General features: G+C 49.8%; 24 protein-coding genes and 3 pseudogenes. 19 read left to right on the top strand and 8 right to left on the bottom strand.

Going from position 1 to position 22,972, the window contains the following annotated elements; all coding sequences use genetic code 11:
- Positions 1 to 21: 21 nt before the first annotated feature.
- On the top strand, positions 22 to 654 hold the full coding sequence (gene cysC, locus PHH59_RS07590; RefSeq protein ID WP_300013613.1) for an adenylyl-sulfate kinase: 633 nt from the start codon (positions 22 to 24) through the stop codon (positions 652 to 654).
- Positions 655 to 732: 78 nt separating this feature from the next.
- Here the strand turns inward: cysC and mgtE are convergent, their stop codons facing one another.
- From mgtE to PHH59_RS07575, 3 genes are all read right to left on the bottom strand, one after another.
- Entirely contained in the window at positions 733 to 2,181 is a 1,449-nt protein-coding gene (gene mgtE, locus PHH59_RS07585) for a magnesium transporter (protein ID WP_300013610.1), read from the bottom strand.
- A gap of 276 nt (positions 2,182 to 2,457) precedes the next feature.
- On the bottom strand, positions 2,458 to 3,210 hold the full coding sequence (locus tag PHH59_RS07580) for an AAA family ATPase (protein WP_300013607.1): 753 nt from the start codon (positions 3,208 to 3,210) through the stop codon (positions 2,458 to 2,460).
- Between the two features lie 148 nt (positions 3,211 to 3,358).
- A complete protein-coding gene (locus PHH59_RS07575) occupies positions 3,359 to 3,964 on the bottom strand; it encodes a CPBP family intramembrane glutamic endopeptidase (RefSeq protein ID WP_300013604.1) in 606 nt (201 codons plus the stop codon).
- Positions 3,965 to 4,125: 161 nt separating this feature from the next.
- Between PHH59_RS07575 and PHH59_RS16930 the strand changes: the two genes are divergently transcribed.
- From PHH59_RS16930 to PHH59_RS07545, 7 genes and pseudogenes are all read left to right on the top strand, one after another.
- Complete coding sequence (locus tag PHH59_RS16930; protein ID WP_366145469.1) at positions 4,126 to 4,329, top strand: hypothetical protein; 204 nt, start codon at positions 4,126 to 4,128, stop codon at positions 4,327 to 4,329.
- A complete protein-coding gene (locus PHH59_RS07570; RefSeq protein ID WP_300013601.1) occupies positions 4,248 to 5,057 on the top strand; it encodes a spermine synthase in 810 nt (269 codons plus the stop codon). Before PHH59_RS16930 ends, PHH59_RS07570 begins: the two co-directional genes overlap by 82 nt.
- Positions 5,054 to 7,222: a YgiQ family radical SAM protein gene (locus PHH59_RS07565; protein ID WP_300013598.1), complete on the top strand. Its 2,169-nt coding sequence runs from the start codon at positions 5,054 to 5,056 to the stop codon at positions 7,220 to 7,222. The genes PHH59_RS07570 and PHH59_RS07565 overlap by 4 nt, the downstream gene beginning before the upstream one ends.
- Positions 7,223 to 7,415: 193 nt before the next feature.
- Positions 7,416 to 7,643: pseudogene (locus tag PHH59_RS07560) on the top strand (ISAs1 family transposase); the annotation flags it as partial.
- Positions 7,644 to 7,729: 86 nt separating this feature from the next.
- The gene (locus PHH59_RS07555; RefSeq protein ID WP_300013595.1) at positions 7,730 to 9,664 is read left to right on the top strand and encodes an ATP-dependent DNA helicase; all 1,935 of its coding nucleotides are present in this window, start codon (positions 7,730 to 7,732) and stop codon (positions 9,662 to 9,664) included.
- Between the two features lies 1 nt (position 9,665).
- Positions 9,666 to 10,349, top strand: coding sequence for a tRNA (adenosine(37)-N6)-threonylcarbamoyltransferase complex dimerization subunit type 1 TsaB (gene tsaB, locus PHH59_RS07550; RefSeq protein WP_300013592.1), 684 nt, complete (start codon positions 9,666 to 9,668; stop codon positions 10,347 to 10,349).
- A gap of 3 nt (positions 10,350 to 10,352) precedes the next feature.
- The gene (locus tag PHH59_RS07545; protein WP_300013589.1) at positions 10,353 to 10,718 is read left to right on the top strand and encodes a cupin domain-containing protein; all 366 of its coding nucleotides are present in this window, start codon (positions 10,353 to 10,355) and stop codon (positions 10,716 to 10,718) included.
- A gap of 235 nt (positions 10,719 to 10,953) precedes the next feature.
- Here the strand turns inward: PHH59_RS07545 and PHH59_RS07540 are convergent, their stop codons facing one another.
- Complete coding sequence (locus tag PHH59_RS07540; RefSeq protein WP_300013586.1) at positions 10,954 to 11,649, bottom strand: hypothetical protein; 696 nt, start codon at positions 11,647 to 11,649, stop codon at positions 10,954 to 10,956.
- Positions 11,650 to 11,814: 165 nt separating this feature from the next.
- Here PHH59_RS07540 and PHH59_RS07535 point away from each other — a divergent pair, with 165 nt between their 5' ends.
- The 3 genes from PHH59_RS07535 to PHH59_RS07525 are packed head-to-tail and all read left to right on the top strand — an operon-like array spanning position 11,815 to position 12,661.
- Complete coding sequence (locus PHH59_RS07535) at positions 11,815 to 12,006, top strand: type II toxin-antitoxin system HicA family toxin (protein WP_300013583.1); 192 nt, start codon at positions 11,815 to 11,817, stop codon at positions 12,004 to 12,006.
- The gene (locus tag PHH59_RS07530; RefSeq protein WP_300013579.1) at positions 11,999 to 12,415 is read left to right on the top strand and encodes a type II toxin-antitoxin system HicB family antitoxin; all 417 of its coding nucleotides are present in this window, start codon (positions 11,999 to 12,001) and stop codon (positions 12,413 to 12,415) included. The genes PHH59_RS07535 and PHH59_RS07530 overlap by 8 nt, the downstream gene beginning before the upstream one ends.
- Before the next feature lie 9 nt (positions 12,416 to 12,424).
- Complete coding sequence (locus PHH59_RS07525; protein ID WP_300013576.1) at positions 12,425 to 12,661, top strand: EAL domain-containing protein; 237 nt, start codon at positions 12,425 to 12,427, stop codon at positions 12,659 to 12,661.
- Between the two features lie 156 nt (positions 12,662 to 12,817).
- Here the strand turns inward: PHH59_RS07525 and PHH59_RS07520 are convergent, their stop codons facing one another.
- From PHH59_RS07520 to PHH59_RS07505, 4 genes and pseudogenes are all read right to left on the bottom strand, one after another.
- Complete coding sequence (locus tag PHH59_RS07520) at positions 12,818 to 13,537, bottom strand: dienelactone hydrolase family protein (protein WP_300013572.1); 720 nt, start codon at positions 13,535 to 13,537, stop codon at positions 12,818 to 12,820.
- A gap of 19 nt (positions 13,538 to 13,556) precedes the next feature.
- Positions 13,557 to 14,051, bottom strand: a complete 495-nt coding sequence (locus tag PHH59_RS07515) for a low molecular weight protein-tyrosine-phosphatase (protein WP_300013569.1) — start codon at positions 14,049 to 14,051, stop codon at positions 13,557 to 13,559.
- Between the two features lie 222 nt (positions 14,052 to 14,273).
- Entirely contained in the window at positions 14,274 to 15,677 is a 1,404-nt protein-coding gene (yegQ, locus tag PHH59_RS07510; RefSeq protein WP_300013566.1) for a tRNA 5-hydroxyuridine modification protein YegQ, read from the bottom strand.
- A 99-nt stretch (positions 15,678 to 15,776) separates the two neighbouring features.
- Positions 15,777 to 15,933: pseudogene (locus PHH59_RS07505) on the bottom strand (ISAzo13 family transposase); the annotation flags it as partial.
- Between the two features lie 611 nt (positions 15,934 to 16,544).
- Here PHH59_RS07505 and PHH59_RS07500 point away from each other — a divergent pair.
- From PHH59_RS07500 to PHH59_RS07465, 8 genes and pseudogenes are all read left to right on the top strand, one after another.
- A pseudogene (locus PHH59_RS07500) lies at positions 16,545 to 16,739 on the top strand (ISAzo13 family transposase); the annotation flags it as partial.
- Positions 16,740 to 16,744: 5 nt separating this feature from the next.
- The gene (locus tag PHH59_RS07495) at positions 16,745 to 17,074 is read left to right on the top strand and encodes a hypothetical protein (protein WP_300013563.1); all 330 of its coding nucleotides are present in this window, start codon (positions 16,745 to 16,747) and stop codon (positions 17,072 to 17,074) included.
- 304 nt (positions 17,075 to 17,378) lie between these two features.
- The gene (gene ileS, locus PHH59_RS07490) at positions 17,379 to 20,204 is read left to right on the top strand and encodes an isoleucine--tRNA ligase (RefSeq protein WP_300013560.1); all 2,826 of its coding nucleotides are present in this window, start codon (positions 17,379 to 17,381) and stop codon (positions 20,202 to 20,204) included.
- A complete protein-coding gene (lspA, locus tag PHH59_RS07485; protein ID WP_300013557.1) occupies positions 20,197 to 20,682 on the top strand; it encodes a signal peptidase II in 486 nt (161 codons plus the stop codon). Before ileS ends, lspA begins: the two co-directional genes overlap by 8 nt.
- Positions 20,683 to 20,693: 11 nt before the next feature.
- Entirely contained in the window at positions 20,694 to 21,788 is a 1,095-nt protein-coding gene (locus PHH59_RS07480; RefSeq protein ID WP_300013554.1) for a hypothetical protein, read from the top strand.
- Between the two features lie 85 nt (positions 21,789 to 21,873).
- Positions 21,874 to 22,080, top strand: a complete 207-nt coding sequence (locus PHH59_RS07475; RefSeq protein WP_300013551.1) for an addiction module protein — start codon at positions 21,874 to 21,876, stop codon at positions 22,078 to 22,080.
- A complete protein-coding gene (locus PHH59_RS07470; RefSeq protein ID WP_300013548.1) occupies positions 22,077 to 22,385 on the top strand; it encodes a type II toxin-antitoxin system RelE/ParE family toxin in 309 nt (102 codons plus the stop codon). Before PHH59_RS07475 ends, PHH59_RS07470 begins: the two co-directional genes overlap by 4 nt.
- A 98-nt stretch (positions 22,386 to 22,483) precedes the next feature.
- Positions 22,484 to 22,948, top strand: a complete 465-nt coding sequence (locus tag PHH59_RS07465) for a copper resistance protein NlpE (protein ID WP_300013544.1) — start codon at positions 22,484 to 22,486, stop codon at positions 22,946 to 22,948.
- Positions 22,949 to 22,972: the final 24 nt, after the last annotated feature.

Below are 22,972 nucleotides of genomic sequence, written 5' to 3'. Positions count from 1 at the left end.
CCTTTTAATCCGATAACTTGTATGACTACAACCAAAAGCACCAATACTGTCTGGCATCATGCCACTGTCTCCCGCGCAGATAGGGAAAATCTCCATCAACACAAAAGTGTCATTATATGGTTTACGGGATTGTCTGGTTCGGGCAAATCAACACTTGCACACGCGGTGGAAGATTATTTGCACAATATGGGGATTTCTACCTTTGTACTGGACGGCGATAATGTGCGTCATGGTTTATGCAGTGATTTGACGTTTAGTGACCATGACCGTGTGGAAAATATCAGAAGGATAGGTGAAGTCGCCAAGCTGATTATCGAAGCGGGCGTGATAACGTTGACGGCGTTTATTTCTCCTTTTAAATCAGATCGCAATGCGGCAAGAAATTTAGTCCCCCACGGTGAATTTCTGGAAATTTATTGCCAATGTCCGATTGAAACCTGTGAACAACGCGATGTGAAAGGCTTGTATAAAAAAGCCCGTGCCGGACAAATCCCTTTTTTTACTGGCATTGATTCGCCTTATGAAGCACCTGAAAACCCTGAGTTGGCGGTGAACACTAAAGAGCAATCCTTGGATGAAAGCGTACAATCCGTCATCAATCTGCTCATCAACCGTGGCATTATTAAGGATGAGGCGGTGACAAAACAGGGCTAAAGCTTTTGCAGGAATTGGCTGTCACCATAAAATATATCCGTTTATGGTGATTTTATTCGTATGCCAAGCCTGAAAAACCTATTTACCCAGCAAAAAAAGGTTCGCCAGTCCCAGCACAATAAAAAAACCCATCGAGTCGGTGATGGAAGTCAGGATGACGCTGGTGCCGACCGCCGGATCCTTGCCGAATTTATGGCGCACCAAAGGGATGCTCAGCCCGACCATCACGGCAACCAGCAGGTTGATGAACATCGCCGTTGCCATGACTCCCGCCAAGGCAATATCCCGATACAGCAAAAATCCCAGCAAACCCATAATCAGGCCGATCAACGAGCCGTTGAGCAAAGCCAGCGTCAGTTCCTTTTTGATCAGCCGCTGCACATTGGCCGGGGTGATTTGCCCTAAGGCCAAAGAGCGGATGATCAACATGCTGGTTTGGTTGCCGGTGTTGCCGCCCATCGCCGCGACTATTGGCATCAGCGAGGCCAATGCCACCAGTTGCAAAATCACGTTTTCAAACAAACCGATGATACGGGTTGAAGCAAACGCGGTGATGATGTTGATCAACAGCCAACCCCAGCGGTTTTTCGCACTTTTCCAGACACTGGAAAACAAATCCTCTTCTTCGGTGACCCCGGCCTGGGACAACAAATCTTCATCAGACTTCTCGCGGATATAATCCATGATGCTGTCGACGCACAGCCGTCCTTGCAATTCGCCGTTTTTATCCACCACCGGCGCGGAAATCAAGTCATAGCGTTCAAAGGCGCGTGACGCTTCGCTGGTGTCCTGGTCGGTCTGGAACACGACAAAATCCGTGACCATGACTTCCGCAACATGCAAGGAAGACGAGTGGGTCAGCAATCTTTGTAACGGCAAAATGCCTTTGACCTGATTGTGCTGGTCAACGACAAACAACTTGTCGGTATGGCCGGGTAATTTGCCCAATTTGCGGATATACGAAGAAATGGCTTTCAGGCTCATATCGTCGCGGATGGTGATCATGCCAAAATCCATCAACGCGCCAACCTGGTTATCCTGATAAGACAGGATGGCATTTAGATGGGTGCGTTCGGTGCTGTTTAGAGAGCGCAAAATTCTCAGCATCGCCCGCTTGGGCAGATCGGCTGCCAAGTCGGCGATTTCATCGGCATCCAGATTACCGGCGACGGAAGCCAGTTCTTCGGCCGCCATGCCGGAAATCAAGGTCTGTCTTACCGCATCGGAAACCTCCAGTAAAACTTGCCCGTCATGGTTGGTTTTAATGGCGTCCCAGACGGTTTTACGCTGATCCAGAGGCAGCGATTCCAGGATAAGGGCAATATCCGCCGGATGCAATAACGAGAATTTTTCTTGCAGCCTGGTTTGATGCTGCTTGTGCAGCACTGTTTCCACTAGCTCATGATTGGTGGCGGGCCCTCGTTGCACCAGGGATTTTTCGAGTTGCTGCTTGGCCAGCAAGGTGGTGACTTCTTGCAACTGATGCTGCAAAAACTGTGCAGTATGAAGTTTTTCAGAAGCTTCCATTGTTTTTTGTCCTGGGTCTAAAGTTTGTGCCGTGCCAACATCCTATCGGCAAATTTGCCGTATGCAACACCGGGCCTTGCTTTTGCCCGGACTGGTTTATTCCAGCTTACCGTGCTTAGGCGATTTCCGGCGAAGAATATACCCAACTCACTGGTCTTTTTGTTCATTTTCTGCGTTGTAAAAACAGTTACATAGCCCGCTATGCGCCTATTTTTACGCCTTGAAAATGAGCAAAAATCCTGCGCGATTTGGGTACATTCATTCTTGGAAATCGCCTTAATCGTTGACGGTAATGCGGGCCAGAATTTCTTGCCAGAGTTCATTATAAGCTATCGTAGACGGGCTGTTTTTGATAAACGCTGCCAATGGCTTGCATTCCAGGCCCATACGCTCAATGTCACTGGCATAGGGGATGGCCGTTGCCAAGGTTCCAGGAAAGGTATCCAGTAAATGTTGCATCATTTCTTTGTGCATTTTTTTCCGCCTGTCCACCATAGAAAAAAACGCTAGCAAGGGCAGGGCTTCCAGTTCGTGGCTAAGCATAAACGATTGTAATTGTTGCAGAGTCCGTAACGATAAGGTCGTCGGGATAATTGGCGACAAGAGCACGTCAGCGGCAGCAAAAATAGCTTCCGAGAGCAAGGAAATATTAGGTGGGCAATCGAGGAAAATAAAATCGTAAGCATCCGCCAAGGGTTTCAGGCGTTTTTTCAGTTGTCGGGTGGGTTTTTTCTTGGTGTCCAGCAACAAGTCGATATTGCGGAAAGCAAAATCGGCTGGCAATAAATCCAGATTTTCAAACTCGGTGGCTTTAATCAAATCTTCAAGCTCACCATCATTGGCAATCAATTGCTTGCTGCTGCCTTTATGCTTGGGTTTGATGTTGAAGTAATAACTGCTGGCGGCTTGCGGGTCAAGATCCCAAACCAAGGTGCGGTAGCCGCTACGCGCGGCGATAAACGCCAAGTTTACGGCACTGGCTGTTTTGCCGACACCGCCTTTGATACTGTACACCGCCAATACTTTCATTGTGCATTCCCGTTGGTTGATTTGTGGGGGTGCGGTTATGGTTACAAGAGGCAATGTCCGTAGCGATAGTTTCTAGGCAGGGCCATCGTTTAAATAGTTGCCTGGCTATCCGGCCGCACCCAGTAGTTAGTTTGGCAACTGATCCCGTTTAATTTTTAGATGCGGTAACCAAGCCAGACCGATAAGTCCGTATCAGGGCAAGAAAGGCCAGAAAATCATACAGGGTATGGATGATGATCGGTGTCAGCAGGTTTCTTTCACCTTGGAAATCCATAGCCAGCCCCAGATAAATGCCCACCAATGCCGCTAGGATGGAATACAGCGGGGTCACGGAATGCACGAAGCCGAACAACAGGTTGCTGACCAATAAGCCCACCATCCCTCCCCAAGATACCTCAATCCACGGCTGGATAACACCGCGAAACAGGACTTCTTCTGAAATTCCCGCCACTGCCGCCAGAATGAATAAATTCACCCAATCATAACGGTGCAGACAAGGGCCCAACGTTCTGAGCAGGAATTGCCGAATTTGCGCGACCGAATGCCTTTCTATCCGCTCCAAAGCCAAAAACATCAAAAATAACGGCACTGTGCCGATCACGCCATAAAGCACGCTGGCTTTGGATAAGTGGATAGTGGCAAAGGGATTGATGTGTGCAAACCAGCCCAACAGCATCGCGACCAAAATGAGCGAAGCCTCGAAATAACAGGCTTTTTTTAAAAAATCATCAAATTTGAACAGTGCTTTAGTCATCGACAAGGCAGGAGAAAATTTAAAAATAGCATTCTAAACCACCCTACTAAAAAGTGGTTAGTAATAGCGTCATAGATATGCTTATAGATTGAAAATCCCGCCAAATCGATGCTTTTCGAAGCATTTCTTGACAAGATTTTGGATTTTTTGGGATTTACGGTTTGCGAAAATATTGCCCACCGATATTCCTAATTGCCATTCATAAAAATCAAGGCATTATCTTCCCCGCAAAACTATTTTTTACCTGTATAATGATCGGTTATCTATTAGAAATGAATGTGTTATGTACAAATATGATGGTTTGCTTGTCCACCAAAGCCATGATGATGACGGTATTATCGAGGTGGTGGAATTGGCGGGGGTGAGGTCTTTGCATTTTGGCTCGGCGTCTATACAAAGTGCGATGTATTTGGATGAACCAGACCAATTGGCTCTTGCTTATGTGCGGACTATGACCTGTTGGATGCTGTTTAAAGAAACTTTAGCGGATAAAGCCTTGGTTGTCGGTTTGGGCGGCGGGTCTATCACCAAGCATCTTTTGCAGCATTTCCCCGATTGCCACCTGACCGTAGTGGAATGCCGCGAAAGTGTGGTCAGGGTCGCCCGCAGCCATTTTGCTTTGCCGTTTGACCGCCGCTTAAAAGTGATTATTGATGATGGCGGCCAGTATGTCCGTAAGCGTGCGGACAGCCACCGCGAGCGTTACAGCCTGATGGTGGTTGACGCTTTCGACCATGAGGGTATGGCCGGGTCCATCAGCAACCAGACGTTTTTTGATGCTTGCCAAGCGATGTTAAAAGACGATGGCATCCTGGTCATTAATTTATGGGGCGGCACCAGCAATCCGGTGTTCCAATCCGCCGCCTTGTGGCTGGGGAGGGCATTCGACTGGAAAATCCTGTTTTTGCCCGTGACCGGGCGTGGCAATATCATTGGTCTCGCGTTCAATTCCACGCCACCGGCAGTGACGCTAAAAAGCTTACGTGCCCGCGCCGCCGCACTTGAGCAAAAATATCAAATTGATTTTCCGGCGTTTTTGAAAGAGTTGAAAAAACATAACGCCAGCACCCTTAAACAAGTGATAAAACCATGACCGAGACTTCCTTATCCGCCCCCTATCTGTTCGGCTACCGCAAATACTGGGCGCAACGCTTTGGCGTGGCATCGGAATTGCCAATGACCCACGAAGAAATGGATGCTTTGGGTTGGGACAGTTGCGATGTGATTTTAGTGACCGGCGATGCGTATATCGACCATCCCAGCTTTGGCATGGCCTTGATCGGGCGCTTGCTGGAAGCGCAAGGTTTCCGCGTTGGTATTCTCTCGCAACCGGATTGGACGGGCGTGGCGGATTTTAAGACATTAGGCCGTCCCAACCTGTTTTTCGGCGTGACCGGCGGCAATATGGATTCGATGGTCAACCGCTACACGTCCGATAAAAAGATCCGCTCCAACGATGCCTACACACCCGACGGGGCGGCGGGCAAACGCCCTGACCGCGCCGTCAACGTCTATTCGCACCGCTGCCGCGAAGCGTTTAAAGACGTGACCATCATCATCGGCGGCATCGAAGCCAGTCTGCGCCGCATCGCCCATTACGATTATTGGTCGGACACGGTGCGTAAATCGGTATTGCTCGACAGCAAGGCCGATTTGCTGGTGTACGGCAATGCCGAGCGGCAGATTGTCGAAATCGCCCATCGTTTGGCAAATGGCGAACACATCAGCGAACTCAAAGGCATACGTGGCACGGCGCATTTCGTCAAACAAATCCCCGCCGATTTTGCCGCGAAAGATTCCACCGACATTGACAAGCCAGGAGCGATTGCGCCGCCCGTGAATCCGTACCAAGAAGAACCGGCTTGCGATCTGAAACCTGAATCCGCCAACCCGTTGCTGGATATTGGGGAATCCGCCATCCGTTTCGATAAGCTGGCTTTACGCAGCCAACGCGCCAAAACCGTGTTGCGCTTGCCATCTTATGAAGCCGTCAAAGACGACCCCGTGTTGTACGCCCACGCCTCGCGGGTCATGCACGCCGAAACCAATCCCGGCAATGCGCGGCCTTTGATCCAACGCCACGGCAACCGTGAAGTCTGGCTCAATCCGCCGCCGATTCCGCTGACCACCAAAGAAATGGACGGCGTGTTCGATTTATCCTACTCGCGCTTGCCGCACAAAACCTATGGCAAGGCGCACATCCCCGCGTTTGAAATGATCCAGCATTCGGTCAACATCATGCGCGGCTGCTTCGGTGGTTGCACGTTTTGTTCGATCACCGAGCACGAAGGCCGCATCATCCAAAGCCGCTCGGAAGACTCGATCATCCGCGAGATTGAAGCGATCCGCGACACCTCGCCCGCGTTCACCGGACACATTTCCGATTTGGGCGGCCCGACCGCGAACATGTACCGTTTGGCCTGCAAAGACGAAAAAATCGAAGCCGCTTGCCGCAAGCCCTCCTGCGTGTATCCAGGGATTTGCCCCAATCTCAATACCGACCACACACCGCTCATCAAACTCTACCGCCGCGCCCGCGCCTTGCCTGGCATCAAGAAAATCTTCATCGCCTCAGGCTTGCGTTACGATTTGGCGGTCGAATCGCCGGAATACGTCAAGGAATTGGTCACACACCATGTCGGCGGTTATTTGAAAATCGCCCCTGAACATACCGAGCAAGGCCCGCTATCCAAAATGATGAAACCGGGCATGGGGACATACCACCGCTTCAAAGAAATGTTCGATAAATATTCCAAAGAAGCGGGCAAGGAGCAATATCTGATCCCGTACTTCATCGCCGCGCATCCTGGCACGACCGACGAAGACATGTTGAATTTGGCGATTTGGCTAAAGCGCAATGGTTTTAGGGCCGACCAAGTGCAGGCCTTTTTGCCGTCACCGATGGCGACCGCGACGGCGATGTACCATTCCGGCAAAGACACGCTGCACAAAGTCAGCCACAAAGCCCCCGATATTGCCATCCCGAAAAGCGTCAAACAACGCCGCTTGCACAAGGCTTTTTTACGTTACCACGACCCAAAAAACTGGCCTTTGCTGCGTGATGCGTTAAAAGACATGGGCAGGGCGGATTTGATCGGCAATGGCAAACAGCATTTAGTGCCGTCGTTCCAGCCTAAGAGTACAGTGCCTGTCACGGGAAAGACGCAAGTGTTTAAGACTAAATATACCGGTTTGGATAATCAGAAAGGCGCGAAGGCTAAGGCTTATGCAGGGAATAGGCTAAAAGGCAACCGTTAGGCATTATCGAAATGGCAACAAAACCTAATGGAACTATCTGTATGGCGTAGCAGCTTCCGTAAGTCCAAGGCTAAAAAACGTGTTTGCTCAAAATGATAATCCGTCAGCGCGTGGTTGGGCGCGGAACCTTGCACTTGCCGATAAATCTGCAAGCACCGCCACGGCTCAAATTGATAATGCCGCCCGTATTCCAACCATTGAAAATAGCCAGCATTGGGTGCTGGACGTGCAGTTTGGCGAAGACCGTAACCGGACAAGGACAAACCATGCACCGGAAAACTTGGCTTTGGTCAGGCGGGCGGTGCTGAATTTATTGAACAACACTGCGCCCACTAAAGACAGCCTACGCAAACGTAAGCTCCGGGCCGGTTTGAGTGACCGCTACCTGGCAGAACTGATTTTCGGGGAAGCCGTTGAATGACGGGATTGCCCTGACATTTCACATGGCATTCTTGATGGCATTGCCCTACTATGTCGTCTTTTGAAATTTTTTCGATAAACAAACCAGTGACCGAATTAACTTCTTTTTTTAGCCACGATGGCGTGTTGGCGGCTGTCATTGACGGTTATCAACCACGGGACTCGCAACTGGAAATGGCGCGGGCGATCCAGTCCGCCATCACCGACCGCCAACATTTGCTCGCCGAAGCGGGGACAGGCACCGGCAAGACCTTCGCCTATCTGGTTCCGGCGATTTTGTCAGGGCAAAAAGTCATTGTTTCCACAGGGACAAAAAATCTGCAAGACCAATTGTTCAACAAAGATTTGCCGCTATTGCGCAAAGCCGTGAAAACGCCGTTTATGGCGGCTTTGCTAAAAGGCCGCAGCAATTATCTTTGCACTTACCGTTTGAAAAATGCCTTGACGTCGAACCTGGGATTCAGCAAAGAAGATGCCGTGGATATATCCAAAATCAACGCTTGGGGCAAACATACCCAAACGGGCGACATCGCCGATATTGCCGATGTCCCGGAAGCCAGCCCGGTCTGGTATCTGGCGACTTCCACGGTGGAAAATTGCTTGGGCCAGGATTGCCCTGATTACGCCGAATGCTTTTTAGTCAAGGCCCGGAAAAAAGCCCAGGAGGCCGAAGTGCTGGTCGTCAACCATCATTTGCTGTGCGCCGATTGGTCCATCCGTGACAGCGGTTTTGGCGAACTCCTGCCCAACGCCGAAGTGGTGGTTATTGATGAAGCGCATCAATTGGCGGATACCGCGTCCAATTTTTTAGGTACACATATCGGGGCCAAGCAGTTAAATGATTTGGCGCAAGATTCGCTGATCGAATATTTTAAGGATGCCACCGATATTCCGGCCTTACGCGCCGCCGCCGAAGAGCTGGAGCATGAAGTCAAGGACTTGCGCCTGGCATTCGGCATGGAATTGAAGCGCGGCGAATGGCAAGAACTGGAAAGCAACCCCAAAATTATGGCGGGCTTGCAAGCGGTCAAAGACCAGTTGCAACGCTTGGCAGCGCAATTGGAGCTGGCCTCAGTCAAAACCAAAGGCTTGGAAACCTGTTTCAAACGTGCTGACGAGCTGGTGCAGCAAGTCAAAACCATCCTGGATGACCACAGCGGCAAATGGATACGCTGGTATGAAGTCCACCGCAAAACCTTCACCCTCAGCCGCACACCGCTGGATATTGCCGGAGAATTCCGGCTGTTTATGCAGCATCATAAAGCCACTTGGATTTTCACGTCGGCGACGCTCAGTGTCGCGGGCCGCTTCGACCATTTTGCCAACAATCTGGGGCTGGACCAGCCACGCAGCCAAAGCTGGGGCAGCCCGTTTGATTATGCCAACCAATCCTTGTTTTATCATCCCAAAGGCTTGCCGCAACCGAATGAACCCAACTTTATTCCCTTAATAGTGGAGTTTGTGTTGCCCGTCTTGCAAGCCAGCAAAGGCCGCGCGTTTTTCCTGTTCACCAGCCACCGCGCCTTGCAACAAGCGGAAAAACTGTTGCAAAACAAACTGCCTTATCCTTTGCTGGTGCAAGGCAGCCGCCCCAAAGCACAATTGCTGGAACAGTTTAAAAAAGCGGGGAACGCGGTGTTGCTCGGCACATCGAGTTTTTGGGAAGGCGTGGATGTGCGCGGCGAAGCCTTGTCGTGCGTGATTATCGACAAACTGCCGTTTTCCTCACCTGGCGACCCGGTCTTGAAAGCGCGTCTGGATGCGATGGCCAAGCAAGGCAAAAATCCGTTTTTTGAATACCAAATCCCCGCCGCCGTCATCGCCTTAAGGCAAGGCATAGGCCGCCTGATCCGTGATGAAAATGACCGGGGCGTATTGATGGTTTGCGATCCGCGTTTATTGAAACGCTCTTACGGGCAGATGTTCCTGGACAGCGTGCCGCCGATGAAACGGACGCGGGATATTGCCGATGTCCAGGCGTTTTTTGCAGAACGATCCGAAGCACTTCCTACAGGAACTTAACATGAAACTACTCGCCGTAGAAACCGCAACCGATGCTTGCTCGGCGGCATTGGCTATTGATGGCGCCATCCACGAACGTTATGAACTTGCCAGCAAAGAACACACGCAACTGATTTTGCCGATGGTGGATAGCTTGCTGAAAGAGGCGGGCTTACAACCCGCTGATTTGGAAGCTTTAGCGTTCGGTTGCGGCCCCGGGTCATTTACCGGAGTACGCATTGCCACAGGCATCATCCAAGGGCTGGCCTTGGGCTTGGATTTGCTGGTGGTGCCGGTTTCGACACTGGCGGCGATTGCCCAGGATTATTTCGACCACCATCAAGACCATGTCGCTTTTGTCGCGATGGATGCACGGATGGGCGAGATTTTCTGGGGGGTTTACCAACGTGATGCGGATGGTTTTGCCCAATTGCTTGGCGAAGAAACGGTAACGCCCGCCGGATTGGTCACGTTTCCTGACCTGTCGGGTGTCGGCTTGGGAACGGGCTGGGGCGTTTATCCGCAAATCTTGCTGGAAACAGTGGGCGGGCGCGTCCCACATTATGAAATTGACCATTTGCCCAGGGCCAGGGCGATTGCGGCCTTGGGTCTGCGCGGTTTTGCCAAACAACTTGCCGTACCCGTGGAACTCGCCATGCCTGTATACTTACGCGATAAAGTCGCCAAAAAAGAATCGGAGCGTTAGACCATGCGAGCACAAATTTTAAAAGCCAACGAAGATGATGAATATTATTTTGATGAAGGTTGTTTCATTTTGGAACTATCCAATACGGCTGCCGATGAAACTATTTCGATAGCCAGGGCACGGGTCAGGCCAGGGGTCACGACCAAATTGCACCGTTTGCGTGGTGTAGTCGAGCGTTATGTCATGCTGGCGGGGGCTGGGCGTGTTGACGTGGACGGTTTGCCGCCGCAAACGGTGAAAACGGGTGATGTCGTCATCATCCCGCCAGAATGTCCCCAACAAATCACCAATATTGGCGACGATGATTTGGTGTTTCTGGCGATTTGTACACCGCGCTTCACCCAGGAGATTTATGAGGCGATGGAATAGCCTTAGAAAACGGCTTGTTATCGATCAGACTAATAGCAATAACTTATGTTATAGCCGGTTTCATACCATTCATTTTATTCGGTGCCATGTTGATGGCTCACACTTTGGCATTCCTATCGGGTCTTGTATGCTACTTTAGGTGCCGATGTGGACGATCTGCATAGACATATCGCCCGGCTTGGCAACGGGGATTTTAGTGCATCAATTCCAACCGGTAAAACCAGGGGAAAAAGTATCATGGCCTAGGTGTCGGAAACCTAGGGAAGGCTTGCCCAAATTGATGCCGAACGCAATGAATCTGCCGCAAAAAACCAGCGCATGACCCAGCTTTATGCCGCTTTGAGCCAGTGCAACCAGGCGATAGTGCGTTGTGATAATGAGCCGGAATTGTTCGGGCAAATTTGCCGGGATGCAATATCTGGAAGGTATACTCATCGTGTACAAGCTTAAGATTGACCAGTCGTTTGTCCGTGACATCGGCACTGGTCCTGAAGACAAGGCCATAGTCAGCGCCATCCGGGAAAGGCAAGTGCTTAAGCAAGTCGGCAAAATGCTTTAAAAACCCTAATGAGATACGGGTTTCGACATGGTATTTTTCAACGGCTTTGCGGCCTAGCTCCAGCTTGGCGTTATTGGTGTCAATTCCTACCGATAAGCCCAAATAGTTTGCCGTCAGCCGCGCCAAGTGCACGCCTAAATCGACGATATGGGTAATCAAGCCCATGGCGGCAGCTGCGGCGCGTGACAGGGCCGCCACGGCGGCTTGCCCAAAAGTCAAAAATGCAGGGACAGCCAGTTGCAATTGGGTTATCAACAACGCCACTTGCGCTTTTAATGCCGACAGCAAGCCACCGGATTTTTGCGTGGCTTGCTGTAGCGAATCGGCATTGCCCTGAATTTCTATCTCAATTTTTTTCTTATCGCTTGACATAACCGTATCTCTAAATTTTCAGGCATAAAAAAACCGCCGTTGATTTCTCATTGGCGGTTTAAGGTTTTCAATCACAAAATAAACAACAAAAGTGTTATTTATTTATTGAAAAACACAACACTTGTGTTGTAATTTACCCCTACTAAACCACTGGCAACAAATCCTATGACCTCTAAACAAATGAAAAAATGGCTGGAACAACAAGGGGCTATTTTTCAAGAGGGCAAGGGTTCGCATTTGAAAGTATTTTTGAACGGCAAACAGTCTATCTTACCCATGCACAACACTGACTTAAAAACAGGTACGGTGGAAGGCATTAAAAAACAACTCGGCTTGAAAGGAACACACCATGTTTGATTACCCCGTTATTCTCAAAGCGCAACCTGAAGGCGGCTTTGTTGCCACCTTCCCCGATATTCCCGAAGCGATCACCCAAGGTGAAGATGAGGCCGACGCTTTATGCCATGCGGTTGATGCCTTGGAAAGCGCCTTGTCGTTTTATATTGACGACCGTAAGCCTTTGCCCGTGCCTTCTGATCCGGGCGGTTTGCCAACCGTTTGCCCTTCGCCACTGGAATCTATTAAGTTGGCGATTTATAGCGAGATGCTGGCGCAGGGTATCCGTAAGGCGGAGCTGGCCAGGCGGTTGGGCTGGAAAGCCCCGCAAGTGGATAGATTATTTGATTTGACCCATGCCTCCAAAATTGAGCAAATGGAATTGGCGGCCAAGGCGTTGGGTCGGCATATCAACATGACGCTGGTTTAACGGCTGCTGGTGGATACCCGTTATGTAGACTGGCATCAAACCACAGGGATGGTTTTACCCGCTTGCAAAAATTTGTCCAAAAGTTTGGGGCTGCAAACCATTGCCGAAGGGGTGGAAACCGAGGAACAACAGGCTTTTCTGCGTGAACAGGGTTGCGGTGAGGCGCAAGGTTATTTGTTTGGCAAACCCGTGACGACCGGGCAATTTGAAATGCTACTGGCACAGGATGCCCGGCGTTTTTTGTGATGGGCTGTAGAGACCTTGCATGGCAAAGTCCAGAAGTGATAGGTAAGGATTTTCCCACCCGAACCGATTTATCTACCGTTTCTATGACATTCCTATCGTTATCACTGCCTGTAAATGTGAGTGGCGGGGACGGGCAATAAAACCGTCCCGAGCTTTTCAAGCAAAAACTTCTTCAAGAAAATTTTGCATCGCCACCCAAGAACGGCGGTCGGCACTGGCTTGATAAACCGTGCCAAAATCAGGATTGTTGGCGACCGGATTGGTGAATGCGTGCAGGGTGTTGCCGTAGACATGCACTTGCCAATCGGCTCCGGCCTCCGTCATTTCCTGCTCGAACGCGACAACTTGCTCGACCGGCCCCATCGGGTCATCATGTCCATGCAAGGCCAACACCTTGGCTTTAATCGGCTGTCCGGCAAGATTGTCCGGCGCACCCAACAGGCCATGAAAGCTGACCACGCCTTTGATGTCCGCGCCAGTGCGGGCCAAATCCAGCACACATAAACCACCAAAACAAAAACCTATCGCCGCGATCTTGTTGTCATCCACCCAAGGCATCAACCTGACCGTAGACAACGCCGCTTGGATACGTTTTTGCAACATCGCCCTGTCATCCATAAACGGCTGCATCAAACGGCTATTTTCTTCTTGCGACGTACCTAAAACGCCTTGCCCATACATGTCCACCGCAAAACCCAAGTAACCTAGCTTCGCCAGTTTTTCGGCTTTTTCGGCAATAAAACCATCCCGTCCGCCCCGGGCATGATTGATCAATACGGCGGGACGGCGGCCCTGGATTGCCTCATCAAAGGCAAAAAAACCTTCTAAAACAACGCAGCCATCCAAATAATTGACTGTGTTCGTGACTATCGCCATGCTGCTATCCTCAAAGTGTCTACGCCATTATGTTTAATCGACCTGATGCCTTTAAAGCCGCCAAAAAACCTACTGACGCTTCTTCCACCAAATCCAGCACCCGTTCAAAACCATAACTGCCACCGTAATAAGGATCAGGGACTTCCCGCACAATCAGATGCGGCGCGTAGTCAAGGAACAAACGGACTTTGTCCTTATGTTCGTCGGGGCAGGCGTCTGTCAGGATAGAGAAATTGTCATTATCCATCGCCAGGATAAAATCAAAATCCTCAAAATCGCCGCGCGTAAATTTTCTGGCGCGTAAATGGGTCAACTCCACGCCCCGGTTGCGGGCGGCTTTTTGGGCGCGTAAATCCGGCGCGTCGCCGACGTGGTAAGCATGGGTGCCGGCAGAATCAACAGCAAACTGTTTCTCCAAATAACGGTCTGCAATCAACTTGGTAAACACGCCTTCAGCGGTCGGTGAACGGCAAATATTGCCCATACAAACAAAAAGCACCTTAATCTTTTGCATCGTCAAACCTGTTTAAAAATTATCGCCTAGGAACGGGCATGAAATAATTTCCGCACCGGCTCATCAGACCTGTCAGGTTTTGATACCCTTATATCTCTGGGGCACAAGAAACCTGACAGGTCTTGATCCGCGAATTTATTCCATGCACATTCCCTAATGATTTGGGTTATGTTTTTTCATCCCGGCAATTCTATTTCACCTGCCTAAAATAAGCTATCCCGCCTAGATAGATGGCCCGATATACCTGGCCAACAGGCCATATCCGCCGGGTATTTCCGGCACAGGAATTTTCACTTCATAGCCACCGCCGGAAGCTTCCTGCATGACTTGCCCGTACATGCCTTCCATGCGTTCGACGGGTATGTCTTGGTTGCCTTCCGGCAAGATCAATTCCAGCGTATCGCCCACTGAAAATTTGTTTTTGACATCAATGGTCGCCAAGCCTGTGGCTGGATCATAACTTCTGATTTCTCCACAAAATTGCTGTTGGTGGCTTTTGGAATAGCCGGAGATGTAGTTTTGCTGCTCGTGGGTGTGGTGGCGTTGATAAAAGCCATCGGTGTAGCCGCGATTGGCAAGGTTTTCCAACACGCCGATCAACTCCGGCTGGAACGGACGACCCGCCAGCGCATCGTCTATCGCCTGACGGTAGCTTTGCGCGGTGCGGGCGACATAATAATGCGATTTGGTGCGACCCTCGATTTTCAGGCTATCGACACCCATTTCGACCAGGCGATGGATATGTTCAATCGCCCGCAAATCTTTGGAATTCATGATGTAAGTGCCGTTTTCATCTTCCATGATCGGCAGCAATTCGCCTTTGCGGCCTTCTTCTTCGAGAAAATAAATGTTATCCGCCAACGGATGCCGCTCCGCGCCACCGACTGCCACGGATGGCGGAAGTGCGGCGGCGGGTAGGGAACCCGCGCCACCGCAGCTTGCTTGGCTAAGGTCAGACAACGACAAGGAGCCGCCCGCCAACACAGTATCGCCCTCGGCATTTTCATGGGCGGGCAAAGTGTCATATTTCCAGCGGCAGGAATTGGTGCAAGTGCCTTGGTTGGGATCGCGGTGGTTGAAATAACCGGACAACAAACAACGCCCTGAATAAGCGATGCACAAAGCGCCGTGGACGAACACTTCCAATTCCATATCGGGGCATTGCTGGCGGATTTCGGCGATTTCGTCCAGCGACAATTCCCGCGACAAAATCACCCTCGCCACGCCTATGCTTTGCCAAAATTTGACCGACGCATAATTGACTGTGTTGGCCTGCACCGACAAATGGATGGGCATATCCGGCCACGCTTCCCGCGTCATCATCATCAAGCCAGGGTCAGCCATAATCAACGCATCCGGCTGCATGGCGATGATCGGGCTGAGGTCTTTAATAAAGGTTTTGACCTTGGCGTTATGCGGGATGACATTGGTCGCCAGAAAAAACTTTTTGCCTTGTTGATGGGCTTCGCTGATGCCTGTTGCCAGATTGCCAGCCAGAAAATCATTATTGCGCACCCGCAGGCTATAGCGAGGCAATCCTGCATAAACCGCATCCGCCCCGTAAGCAAACGCATAACGCATGTTTTTGATGGTACCGGCGGGGGAAAGGAGTTCTATTGGCTTCATATTGATAGGTTTAAAAATTTGATTGGGAGCGATTTTAGTGCAGTAGGAGGTCGAGGATAGCATTTAAAATATCCTATTTTCAATAGGATAATTAGCGATCAGGCCATAAACGCCATAAGGAGCCACCTTGCCTAACTCGGCATCGATGAAATCGTAAACCCGAACCTCCTCTGGCTTCCCCTTGGGGCCGCCATTCTTGGCCACTGTTCTTAAAATCACCGACCAACCTTTTCTTCTTGGTATCAACCGAGATCACCTAGAAAAAATAACTTGAACATTTGAGTGAAGCCGACTACTGTTGGCGCATGGATAATGTAGCACTGATAATTAATAACTGATGTTACGCAGACATTTTCTACGAATTGAAAATAACTAATGAAGAGTCGCTATCGCGACGTTTATTTAATCGGGTTCCCGCACCCGAAGGCGAGATACACTGCAAAATCCATCCGTGGATTTTGCCCTTCGAGTTGGCACCAAATCCGCTCCCGGCGGATTTGTCTTTTGCTCCGCCTCGGCAACCGCTCTGTCCATAGACCCCCTTGAGGGGCGTTGCCCTACCTCTGTCCATAGACCCCCTTGTGGTGGCATCTATGCAGTCGAAAAGAAAGTATCCAAAGAAAAGGCGGCCCGTTGCCGCTGATGTCTTGCGTTCCTCGCACTTGTCGGGGGGCGGCAAAAGGGGGCTTCCTGCCCTTTATGCCCTGTGGGTACTTTGCCGCCGTGCGGCATCCTTGCCGCACCCCTTTATGCCCTGTGGGTATTCGGGCTAGTCCCGACAAATGCTGCGGTGCTCGACGCGGTAAATGGGATACAAACTACGTTACTGCGTAACGTCAGTTAATAAATATAAAGTTCTTTCAGAACGGTTGGACGGGTGTCGGTATAGACCATGATACCGCCGGATTTGCTGTTGAAAGCATACGCCGCTGGTGGCGGGAAATGGGCAAGCAGTTATACGCCAGCGCGAAAAACCTGCTGATTACGGCGGACTGCGGAGGAAGTAATGGCTATCGAGTTCGCTTGTGGCGATTGCAATTACAGAAGCTTGCAGATGAGCTGCCGGAATGAAGACCAATAAAACTTGTGTAGATACTTATGCCCATGAGACGGGAAGCGCGACACCCATTTTGGGGGCGATTTTTTCAGGCAGCGTGGCCGATGCGGGGCAACAGCTTTATGGGCGCGCCATTCAAGCGGGGTTTGGTAAAGGGGCGCATTTGCACGGCGTAGGCGATGGCGCAACGTGGACGGCCGACCAGATTGACGGACAATCCGGCGTCCAAGGCCGCTGCCTGACCGACTTTTATCACCTTTGTGGCTATCTTACGGCGGCAGCAAAATCTTGTGCGCCCCGGCACGAGAAAGCCTGGATGGACAAACAAAAGACCGGTTAAAACAAAACGGCCGCCCGAGTGTTTTGGCGGAACTGGACGCATTTTTAGAGCCCGGCACCGTGGAGCCGCAAAATGCACCGGTACGCGCATGCTACAGGTATATCAAAAACCGCCCCTATCAGTTAGATTATAAAACCGCACCGGCCCAGGGCTTGCCTATGGGTTTCGGGGAAATACCCGCAAGGGGCGCATGTAGAAAGTGCGCACCGCAGCCAGAAAGTGACCGATGATAAAGTGTTGCCAATTGACATTGGCACTCAATGATTTGTATTAAAAACTATAAAAAGACAAGAGCTTATAAAAAATGGATTACAAAAAAACCTTAAACCTCCCCAACACGGGTTTCCCGATGAAAGGCAATCTGGCCCAACGTGAGCCGGAGCAATTGAAAAAATGGCAGCAATTGGAGCTATACAAAAAAATCCGCGCCAACCGTGCGGGCAAGCCTTTGTTTGTCTTGCACGATGGCCCACCGTATGCGAACGGCGAAATCCATATCGGTCATGCCGTCAATAAAGTCTTGAAAGATTTTATCCTCAAATCCAAAACTCTTAGTGGTTTCGACGCGCCATACATTCCAGGCTGGGATTGCCACGGTTTGCCGATTGAATTGCAGGTTGAGAAAAAAGTTGGCAAAGCAGGTGCGAAAGTCTCTCCTGCCGTATTCCGCAAAGCCTGCCGCGAATACGCGGGCAAACAAGTCGCCATCCAAAAAGAAGCCTTTGTCCGCTTGGGGATTTTCGGCGATTGGGAAAACCCTTATCTGACGATGGATTTTAAATTCGAGGCTGACATCGTGCGCTCACTCGGACGCATTAGCGCGAAAGGCCATATCACTAAAGGCGCGAAGCCCGTGCATTGGTGCACCGATTGCGGCTCGGCCTTGGCGGAAGCAGAAGTGGAATACGAAGACAAACATTCGCCAGCAATTGACGTGCGGTTCCAGGTGGTTGATGAGGCTGGTTTTTTGGCGCGTTGCCACCATGTCCCCGACCATGTCGGTGTGGGCCCGGTTTCTGTCGTGATTTGGACGACGACACCGTGGACATTGCCCGCTAATCAAGGTGTCGCACTGAATGCCGATTTGGACTATTCCGTCGTTCAATGCGAAATAGACGGCCAGCACGAACGCTTGGTTGTTGCCGAAGCCTTAATGAAAGACACTATGCTGCGTTACGGCGTAGACAATTACCATGTCGTCGCGTATTGCCCAGGTTCGGCCTTGGAGCACCAACTCTTGCAACACCCGTTTTATGACCGCCAAGTGCCGATTGTGCTGGGCGACCATGTCACCACCGATGCCGGAACCGGAGCCGTACACACAGCACCAGCCCACGGGCAAGAAGACTATGTGGTCGGACGAATCTACAATTTGCCCGTCGATTGCCCCGTCGGCGGCGATGGCGTGTTTTTACCCAACACCGAACTGTTTGCTGGCAAGCATGTGTTTAATGCCAATGCGGATGTGCTGGAAGTCTTAAAAGAAAAAGGTAATTTGCTGCATCACCACGCCATCCTGCACAGCTACCCGCATTGCTGGCGGCACCACACGCCCATCATCTTCCGCGCCACCCCACAATGGTTTATCTCAATGGAACAAAACCATTTGCGCGAGCTGGCCTTGAGCGAAGTGCAAAAAGTGCAATGGATTCCCGATTGGGGCCAAGCGCGTATCGAAAGCATGATGAACGGTCGCCCGGACTGGTGCATCTCTCGCCAACGTACTTGGGGTGTGCCGATCACTTTTTTCATCCATAAAGAAACCGGCGAATTGCATCCACGCACGGCGGAATTGATAGAACAAGTCGCGCTACGGATTGAAGAAAAAGGCATAGACGCGTGGTTTGAGCTAGAAGCGGCAGAATTGCTGGGCGAGGAAGCCAAAGACTACGACAAAACTACTGACACCCTGGATGTGTGGTTCGATTCCGGCGTAACCCACGCGGCGGTTTTGGAACGGCGTAGCGAACTGCAATTTCCGGCAGATTTGTATCTGGAAGGCTCAGACCAACATCGCGGCTGGTTCCAATCGTCTTTGCTGGCCTCGGTCGCCATGAATGATGTCGCGCCATACAAAGCCGTGTTGACGCACGGTTTCACGGTCGATGCCAAGGGCGAGAAAATGTCCAAATCCAAGGGCAATGTCATCCCGCCGCAAAACGTCATGAAAAACCTCGGCGCGGACGTGTTGCGTTTATGGATTGCCTCCACCGATTATCGCGGCGAAATGCGCGTGTCCGATGAAATCCTCGAACGCACTTCAGACGGCTACCGCCGCTTGCGCAACACCGCGCGTTTCTTGCTTTCCAACTTGGCGGATTTTGACCCAGCCCAACATCTGGTGGCTACCGATGATTTGCTGGCCTTAGACCGCTGGATGCTTGACCGTGCTTTTCTGCTGCAAGAAGAAGTTAAAGCCGCTTACGAGGCTTACCAATTCCAGCACGTTTTCCAAAAAGTCCATCATTTTTGCGTGATTGACTTGGGCGGCTTTTATCTGGACATTATCAAAGACCGCCAATACACCGCCAAAACCGATGGGCTAGCGCGGCGTTCGGCGCAAACAGCCATGTACCATGTCGCCGAAGCCCTAACCCGCTGGCTTGCGCCGATCACCAGCTACACTGCCGAAGAAATCTGGCACTTCTTGCCAGGACAACACAGCGAATCGATATTCTTGGAAACGTGGTACGAAGGCTTGGCGACGCTGGACGATAGCGCGACCATGAACCGGGAATTCTGGCAAAAAATCATGGCGATCCGTCCTAATGTCAGCAAGGAACTGGAGAAAAGCCGCGCCAAAGGTGACATTGGTTCTTCTTTAAATGCCGAAATTTATTTGTATTGCAATGAAGCCTACCTTGCCGATTTGCAAGCCTTGGAAGATGAATTGCGCTTTGTCTTCATCGTGTCTAATGCCAGCGTATTTCCTGAAAGCGCCTCGCCAGAAGACGCGGTAGCCAGTGAAATAGACGGCGTGAAAATCAAAATCCGCGTGTCAGAACACGGCAAATGTGTCCGTTGCTGGCACCAACGCCCCGATGTCGGCAGCCACGCCGAACATCCCGAATTATGCGGACGCTGTATCGAAAACGTCGCTGGCGATGGCGAGGCGAGACGTTATGCTTAAATGGTTATGGTTGTCGGTGCTTGTTTTGGTCGTAGACCAAGCCAGCAAACTCGCCATCTCCGGCACAATGCAATTGTACGAATCTATTGCCTTGATACCGTCGTTTAACTTGACCTACGTCCACAATACTGGCGCGTCGTTCAGTTTTTTAAGCGAAGCGGGCGGCTGGCAACGCTGGTTTTTCGCAGGGCTAGCACTCATCGTCAGTGCCGCCTTGGGTGTATGGTTGGCGCGTCTGCAAAAACATGAAACCTTATTGGCGGTGGCCTTATCGTTGGTTTTAGGTGGTGCTATCGGCAATTTGATAGACCGCTTAGCCTACGGCTACGTCATCGACTTTTTTGATTTTTATGTCGGGACGTGGCACTTCGCGGTGTTTAATGTCGCCGATGCCGCGATTAGTATTGGCGTGGGGCTGATGTTGTTGGAATCGTTTGGGGTTGGTAAAGCAAAAGAAAACGAAACTAATAATATTTGAATCATTAGATAATGAGTAACAATAGAGATGATTTCGCAGATAAAACCAAAAAAACACTTGCTGAGCGTGTGGCTTGGCGTTGTTCTTGGCCTGGCTGTAAAGAAATTACCATTGGCCCAAATTCAACAGATGCTACAAAAAGCATAAACAATGGAATTGCTGCTCATATACATGCGGCGGCCAAACACGGCCCTCGGTACAGAGAAGACATGTCAGCAGAAAATCGAAAGCATATTTCTAATGGAATATGGATGTGCAGAAAGCATGGAAATTTAATTGATGCTGATTTTGAAATATACTCAAGTGAAACGTTGATGTCTTGGAAACGTGAAGCTGAACGTTACGCCGCAGAAAATTTAAAAGCCATAAACAACAACTATCCTCAAGACTCGTCTACTTTGTTACAAATTGGTTCATCGATAATATTTAATTCTCATTGGAAATGTGCTAGCCCTCAGCAATGGGAGTTTATTATTAATTCACCAATTATTGGTAACATAGAAACTCTAATAGAGTACGTTTCGTCTTTTAATACGCTAAGTCAAGAAAATCGCTTTGTAATAGTCGAATCTCAAGGAGATGCTCGAATTATTAAGGATATTAAACTAACAGAAGGCAGCACCCTATCTTTCAATATTGAAGAAAAATCCAAACCAACTAATCCAGAGTTATTGGGGGTCAACTTGGCACTTGGTAGCAATGGTGACTTATTTGTTGAAGCAGGGAATATTGCTACTGTTGAAGGAGTGGAGTCAGCGATACAAATGCTAACAACAACCTTGTCTGTTCAAAAAGGGGAAATGATATATGCAAAAAACTTTGGTTCATTAGCTTCGCATTATTATCAAATATATAACACTGATTTACATTTACTGGGCAAGTTGTTGAAAATGGAAACAATAAGACTCTCCTTAATTCCTGAAAGCAATAACGTTTTTAAATCGGAGAAAATGCCTCCCCTTCATTTTGTAAAGCGCATCTTAGAAGTCACTATTGAATCAAGCCAACTAAATAATAATCGTCTTAATATGAATCTAGCTTTGGAATGGGGTAATGGAAAAACTTGGTCTGGCAAAGTCCCTGTATTTATTGGGATTCCAGCGTAGTGCAATTAGGTCAAACAATTAATCTTCATTACTGTTTTGATTTAACCTAAATTTCTAGGCTACTGGCTCACTAGAAGGAAAAACCATGAACGCAACCGAAATAACCCAAATGAGTAAATTTGAAAGGCTTCAAACAATGGAAGCTATCTGGGATTCGCTTATCCACGACAATTCAGGCATCGAATCGCCCGAATGGCATCAAGATATTCTTGCGGCAAGAAAAAAGAAAATCGAAGAAGGTACAGCCCAATTCCATTCAATTGCGGAGTTGAGATCACGGCCTGTTAAATGAATGTTAAGCACATTCAAATACTCGTCGATGCTGAAAATGATCTGTACGAAGGCCAAGCTTTTTACAATAAGCAAGGCGAACATGTCGGCAATTATTTCTGGGACAGCTTATTGTCAGACATAGAATCGTTAGCTATTTTTGCTGGCATCCATAAGCAAGAATTTGGGTTTTACCGAATGCTATCCAGACGTTTTCCTTACGCCATTTATTACGATGTCTGTGGTGATGTCGCCTCTGTTGTTGCGGTGTTGCCAATGCGAAGGAATCCTGTCTGGATAAAAGCGCAAATGGACACGAAAAGCTAACGAATGAGGGTAGGATGGACTGAACGAAGGGAAGCCCATCGTTTATAATTAGCTGATGGCTTCGCCCATCCCACACAACCCATGTTTACGAAACCACTATGCGATCATTAAAAAAACAACTAGCCCTACTTTCGTTCATCGCGCTATTTTCGGTTAACCCTGCCGTTTTTGCCGAACCCACCAAATCCCACGATGCCCATCACGCGCAAAACAGCATCGACTGGCCAGGTGTTTATTACGGCTTTACGCCTTGCGCCGATTGCAAAGGCATTAAAACTTCGCTGGCATTAAACAGCAACGGCACGTACATTTTGATGACCCAATTCGTCGGTAAATCGGAGCGGGAGTTTGTCGAGAAAGGTAAATTTACCTGGAGTGACCAAAGCAACACGATTGATTTGACACCTAAAAAAGGCACAACCATCCGGCATTATTTTGTCGGCGAAAACACGCTGATCCAGCTTGATGAAAACGGCAACCGTTTCACTGGCAAAAACGCTGAAGGCTATACTTTGCGTAGAAATGAAATGACAGAACCTAGCCAGCCGCATACAGGACATTAAAATTTAATTTAGTAGTACCTAGAT

Origin of the sequence: Methylovulum sp. (assembly GCF_028687615.1) — a bacterium.
Taxonomy (GTDB): Bacteria; Pseudomonadota; Gammaproteobacteria; order Methylococcales; family Methylomonadaceae; genus Methylovulum.
This window is presented reverse-complemented; position numbering and strand designations above follow the sequence as displayed.

Excerpts from the sequence above, each read along its gene's own strand:
- cysC (WP_300013613.1), top strand. The coding sequence starts at position 22 with ATGACTACAACCAAAAGCACCAATACTGTCTGGCATCATGCCACTGTC.
- mgtE (WP_300013610.1), bottom strand. The coding sequence starts at position 2,181 with ATGGAAGCTTCTGAAAAACTTCATACTGCACAGTTTTTGCAGCATCAG.
- PHH59_RS07580 (WP_300013607.1), bottom strand. The coding sequence starts at position 3,210 with ATGAAAGTATTGGCGGTGTACAGTATCAAAGGCGGTGTCGGCAAAACA.
- PHH59_RS07575 (WP_300013604.1), bottom strand. The coding sequence starts at position 3,964 with ATGACTAAAGCACTGTTCAAATTTGATGATTTTTTAAAAAAAGCCTGT.
- PHH59_RS07570 (WP_300013601.1), top strand. The coding sequence starts at position 4,248 with ATGTACAAATATGATGGTTTGCTTGTCCACCAAAGCCATGATGATGAC.
- PHH59_RS07565 (WP_300013598.1), top strand. The coding sequence starts at position 5,054 with ATGACCGAGACTTCCTTATCCGCCCCCTATCTGTTCGGCTACCGCAAA.
- tsaB (WP_300013592.1), top strand. The coding sequence starts at position 9,666 with ATGAAACTACTCGCCGTAGAAACCGCAACCGATGCTTGCTCGGCGGCA.
- PHH59_RS07545 (WP_300013589.1), top strand. The coding sequence starts at position 10,353 with ATGCGAGCACAAATTTTAAAAGCCAACGAAGATGATGAATATTATTTT.
- PHH59_RS07540 (WP_300013586.1), bottom strand. The coding sequence starts at position 11,649 with ATGTCAAGCGATAAGAAAAAAATTGAGATAGAAATTCAGGGCAATGCC.
- PHH59_RS07535 (WP_300013583.1), top strand. The coding sequence starts at position 11,815 with ATGACCTCTAAACAAATGAAAAAATGGCTGGAACAACAAGGGGCTATT.
- PHH59_RS07530 (WP_300013579.1), top strand. The coding sequence starts at position 11,999 with ATGTTTGATTACCCCGTTATTCTCAAAGCGCAACCTGAAGGCGGCTTT.
- PHH59_RS07520 (WP_300013572.1), bottom strand. The coding sequence starts at position 13,537 with ATGGCGATAGTCACGAACACAGTCAATTATTTGGATGGCTGCGTTGTT.
- PHH59_RS07515 (WP_300013569.1), bottom strand. The coding sequence starts at position 14,051 with ATGCAAAAGATTAAGGTGCTTTTTGTTTGTATGGGCAATATTTGCCGT.
- yegQ (WP_300013566.1), bottom strand. The coding sequence starts at position 15,677 with ATGAAGCCAATAGAACTCCTTTCCCCCGCCGGTACCATCAAAAACATG.
- PHH59_RS07495 (WP_300013563.1), top strand. The coding sequence starts at position 16,745 with ATGAAGACCAATAAAACTTGTGTAGATACTTATGCCCATGAGACGGGA.
- ileS (WP_300013560.1), top strand. The coding sequence starts at position 17,379 with ATGGATTACAAAAAAACCTTAAACCTCCCCAACACGGGTTTCCCGATG.
- lspA (WP_300013557.1), top strand. The coding sequence starts at position 20,197 with ATGCTTAAATGGTTATGGTTGTCGGTGCTTGTTTTGGTCGTAGACCAA.
- PHH59_RS07480 (WP_300013554.1), top strand. The coding sequence starts at position 20,694 with ATGAGTAACAATAGAGATGATTTCGCAGATAAAACCAAAAAAACACTT.
- PHH59_RS07475 (WP_300013551.1), top strand. The coding sequence starts at position 21,874 with ATGAACGCAACCGAAATAACCCAAATGAGTAAATTTGAAAGGCTTCAA.
- PHH59_RS07470 (WP_300013548.1), top strand. The coding sequence starts at position 22,077 with ATGAATGTTAAGCACATTCAAATACTCGTCGATGCTGAAAATGATCTG.
- PHH59_RS07465 (WP_300013544.1), top strand. The coding sequence starts at position 22,484 with ATGCGATCATTAAAAAAACAACTAGCCCTACTTTCGTTCATCGCGCTA.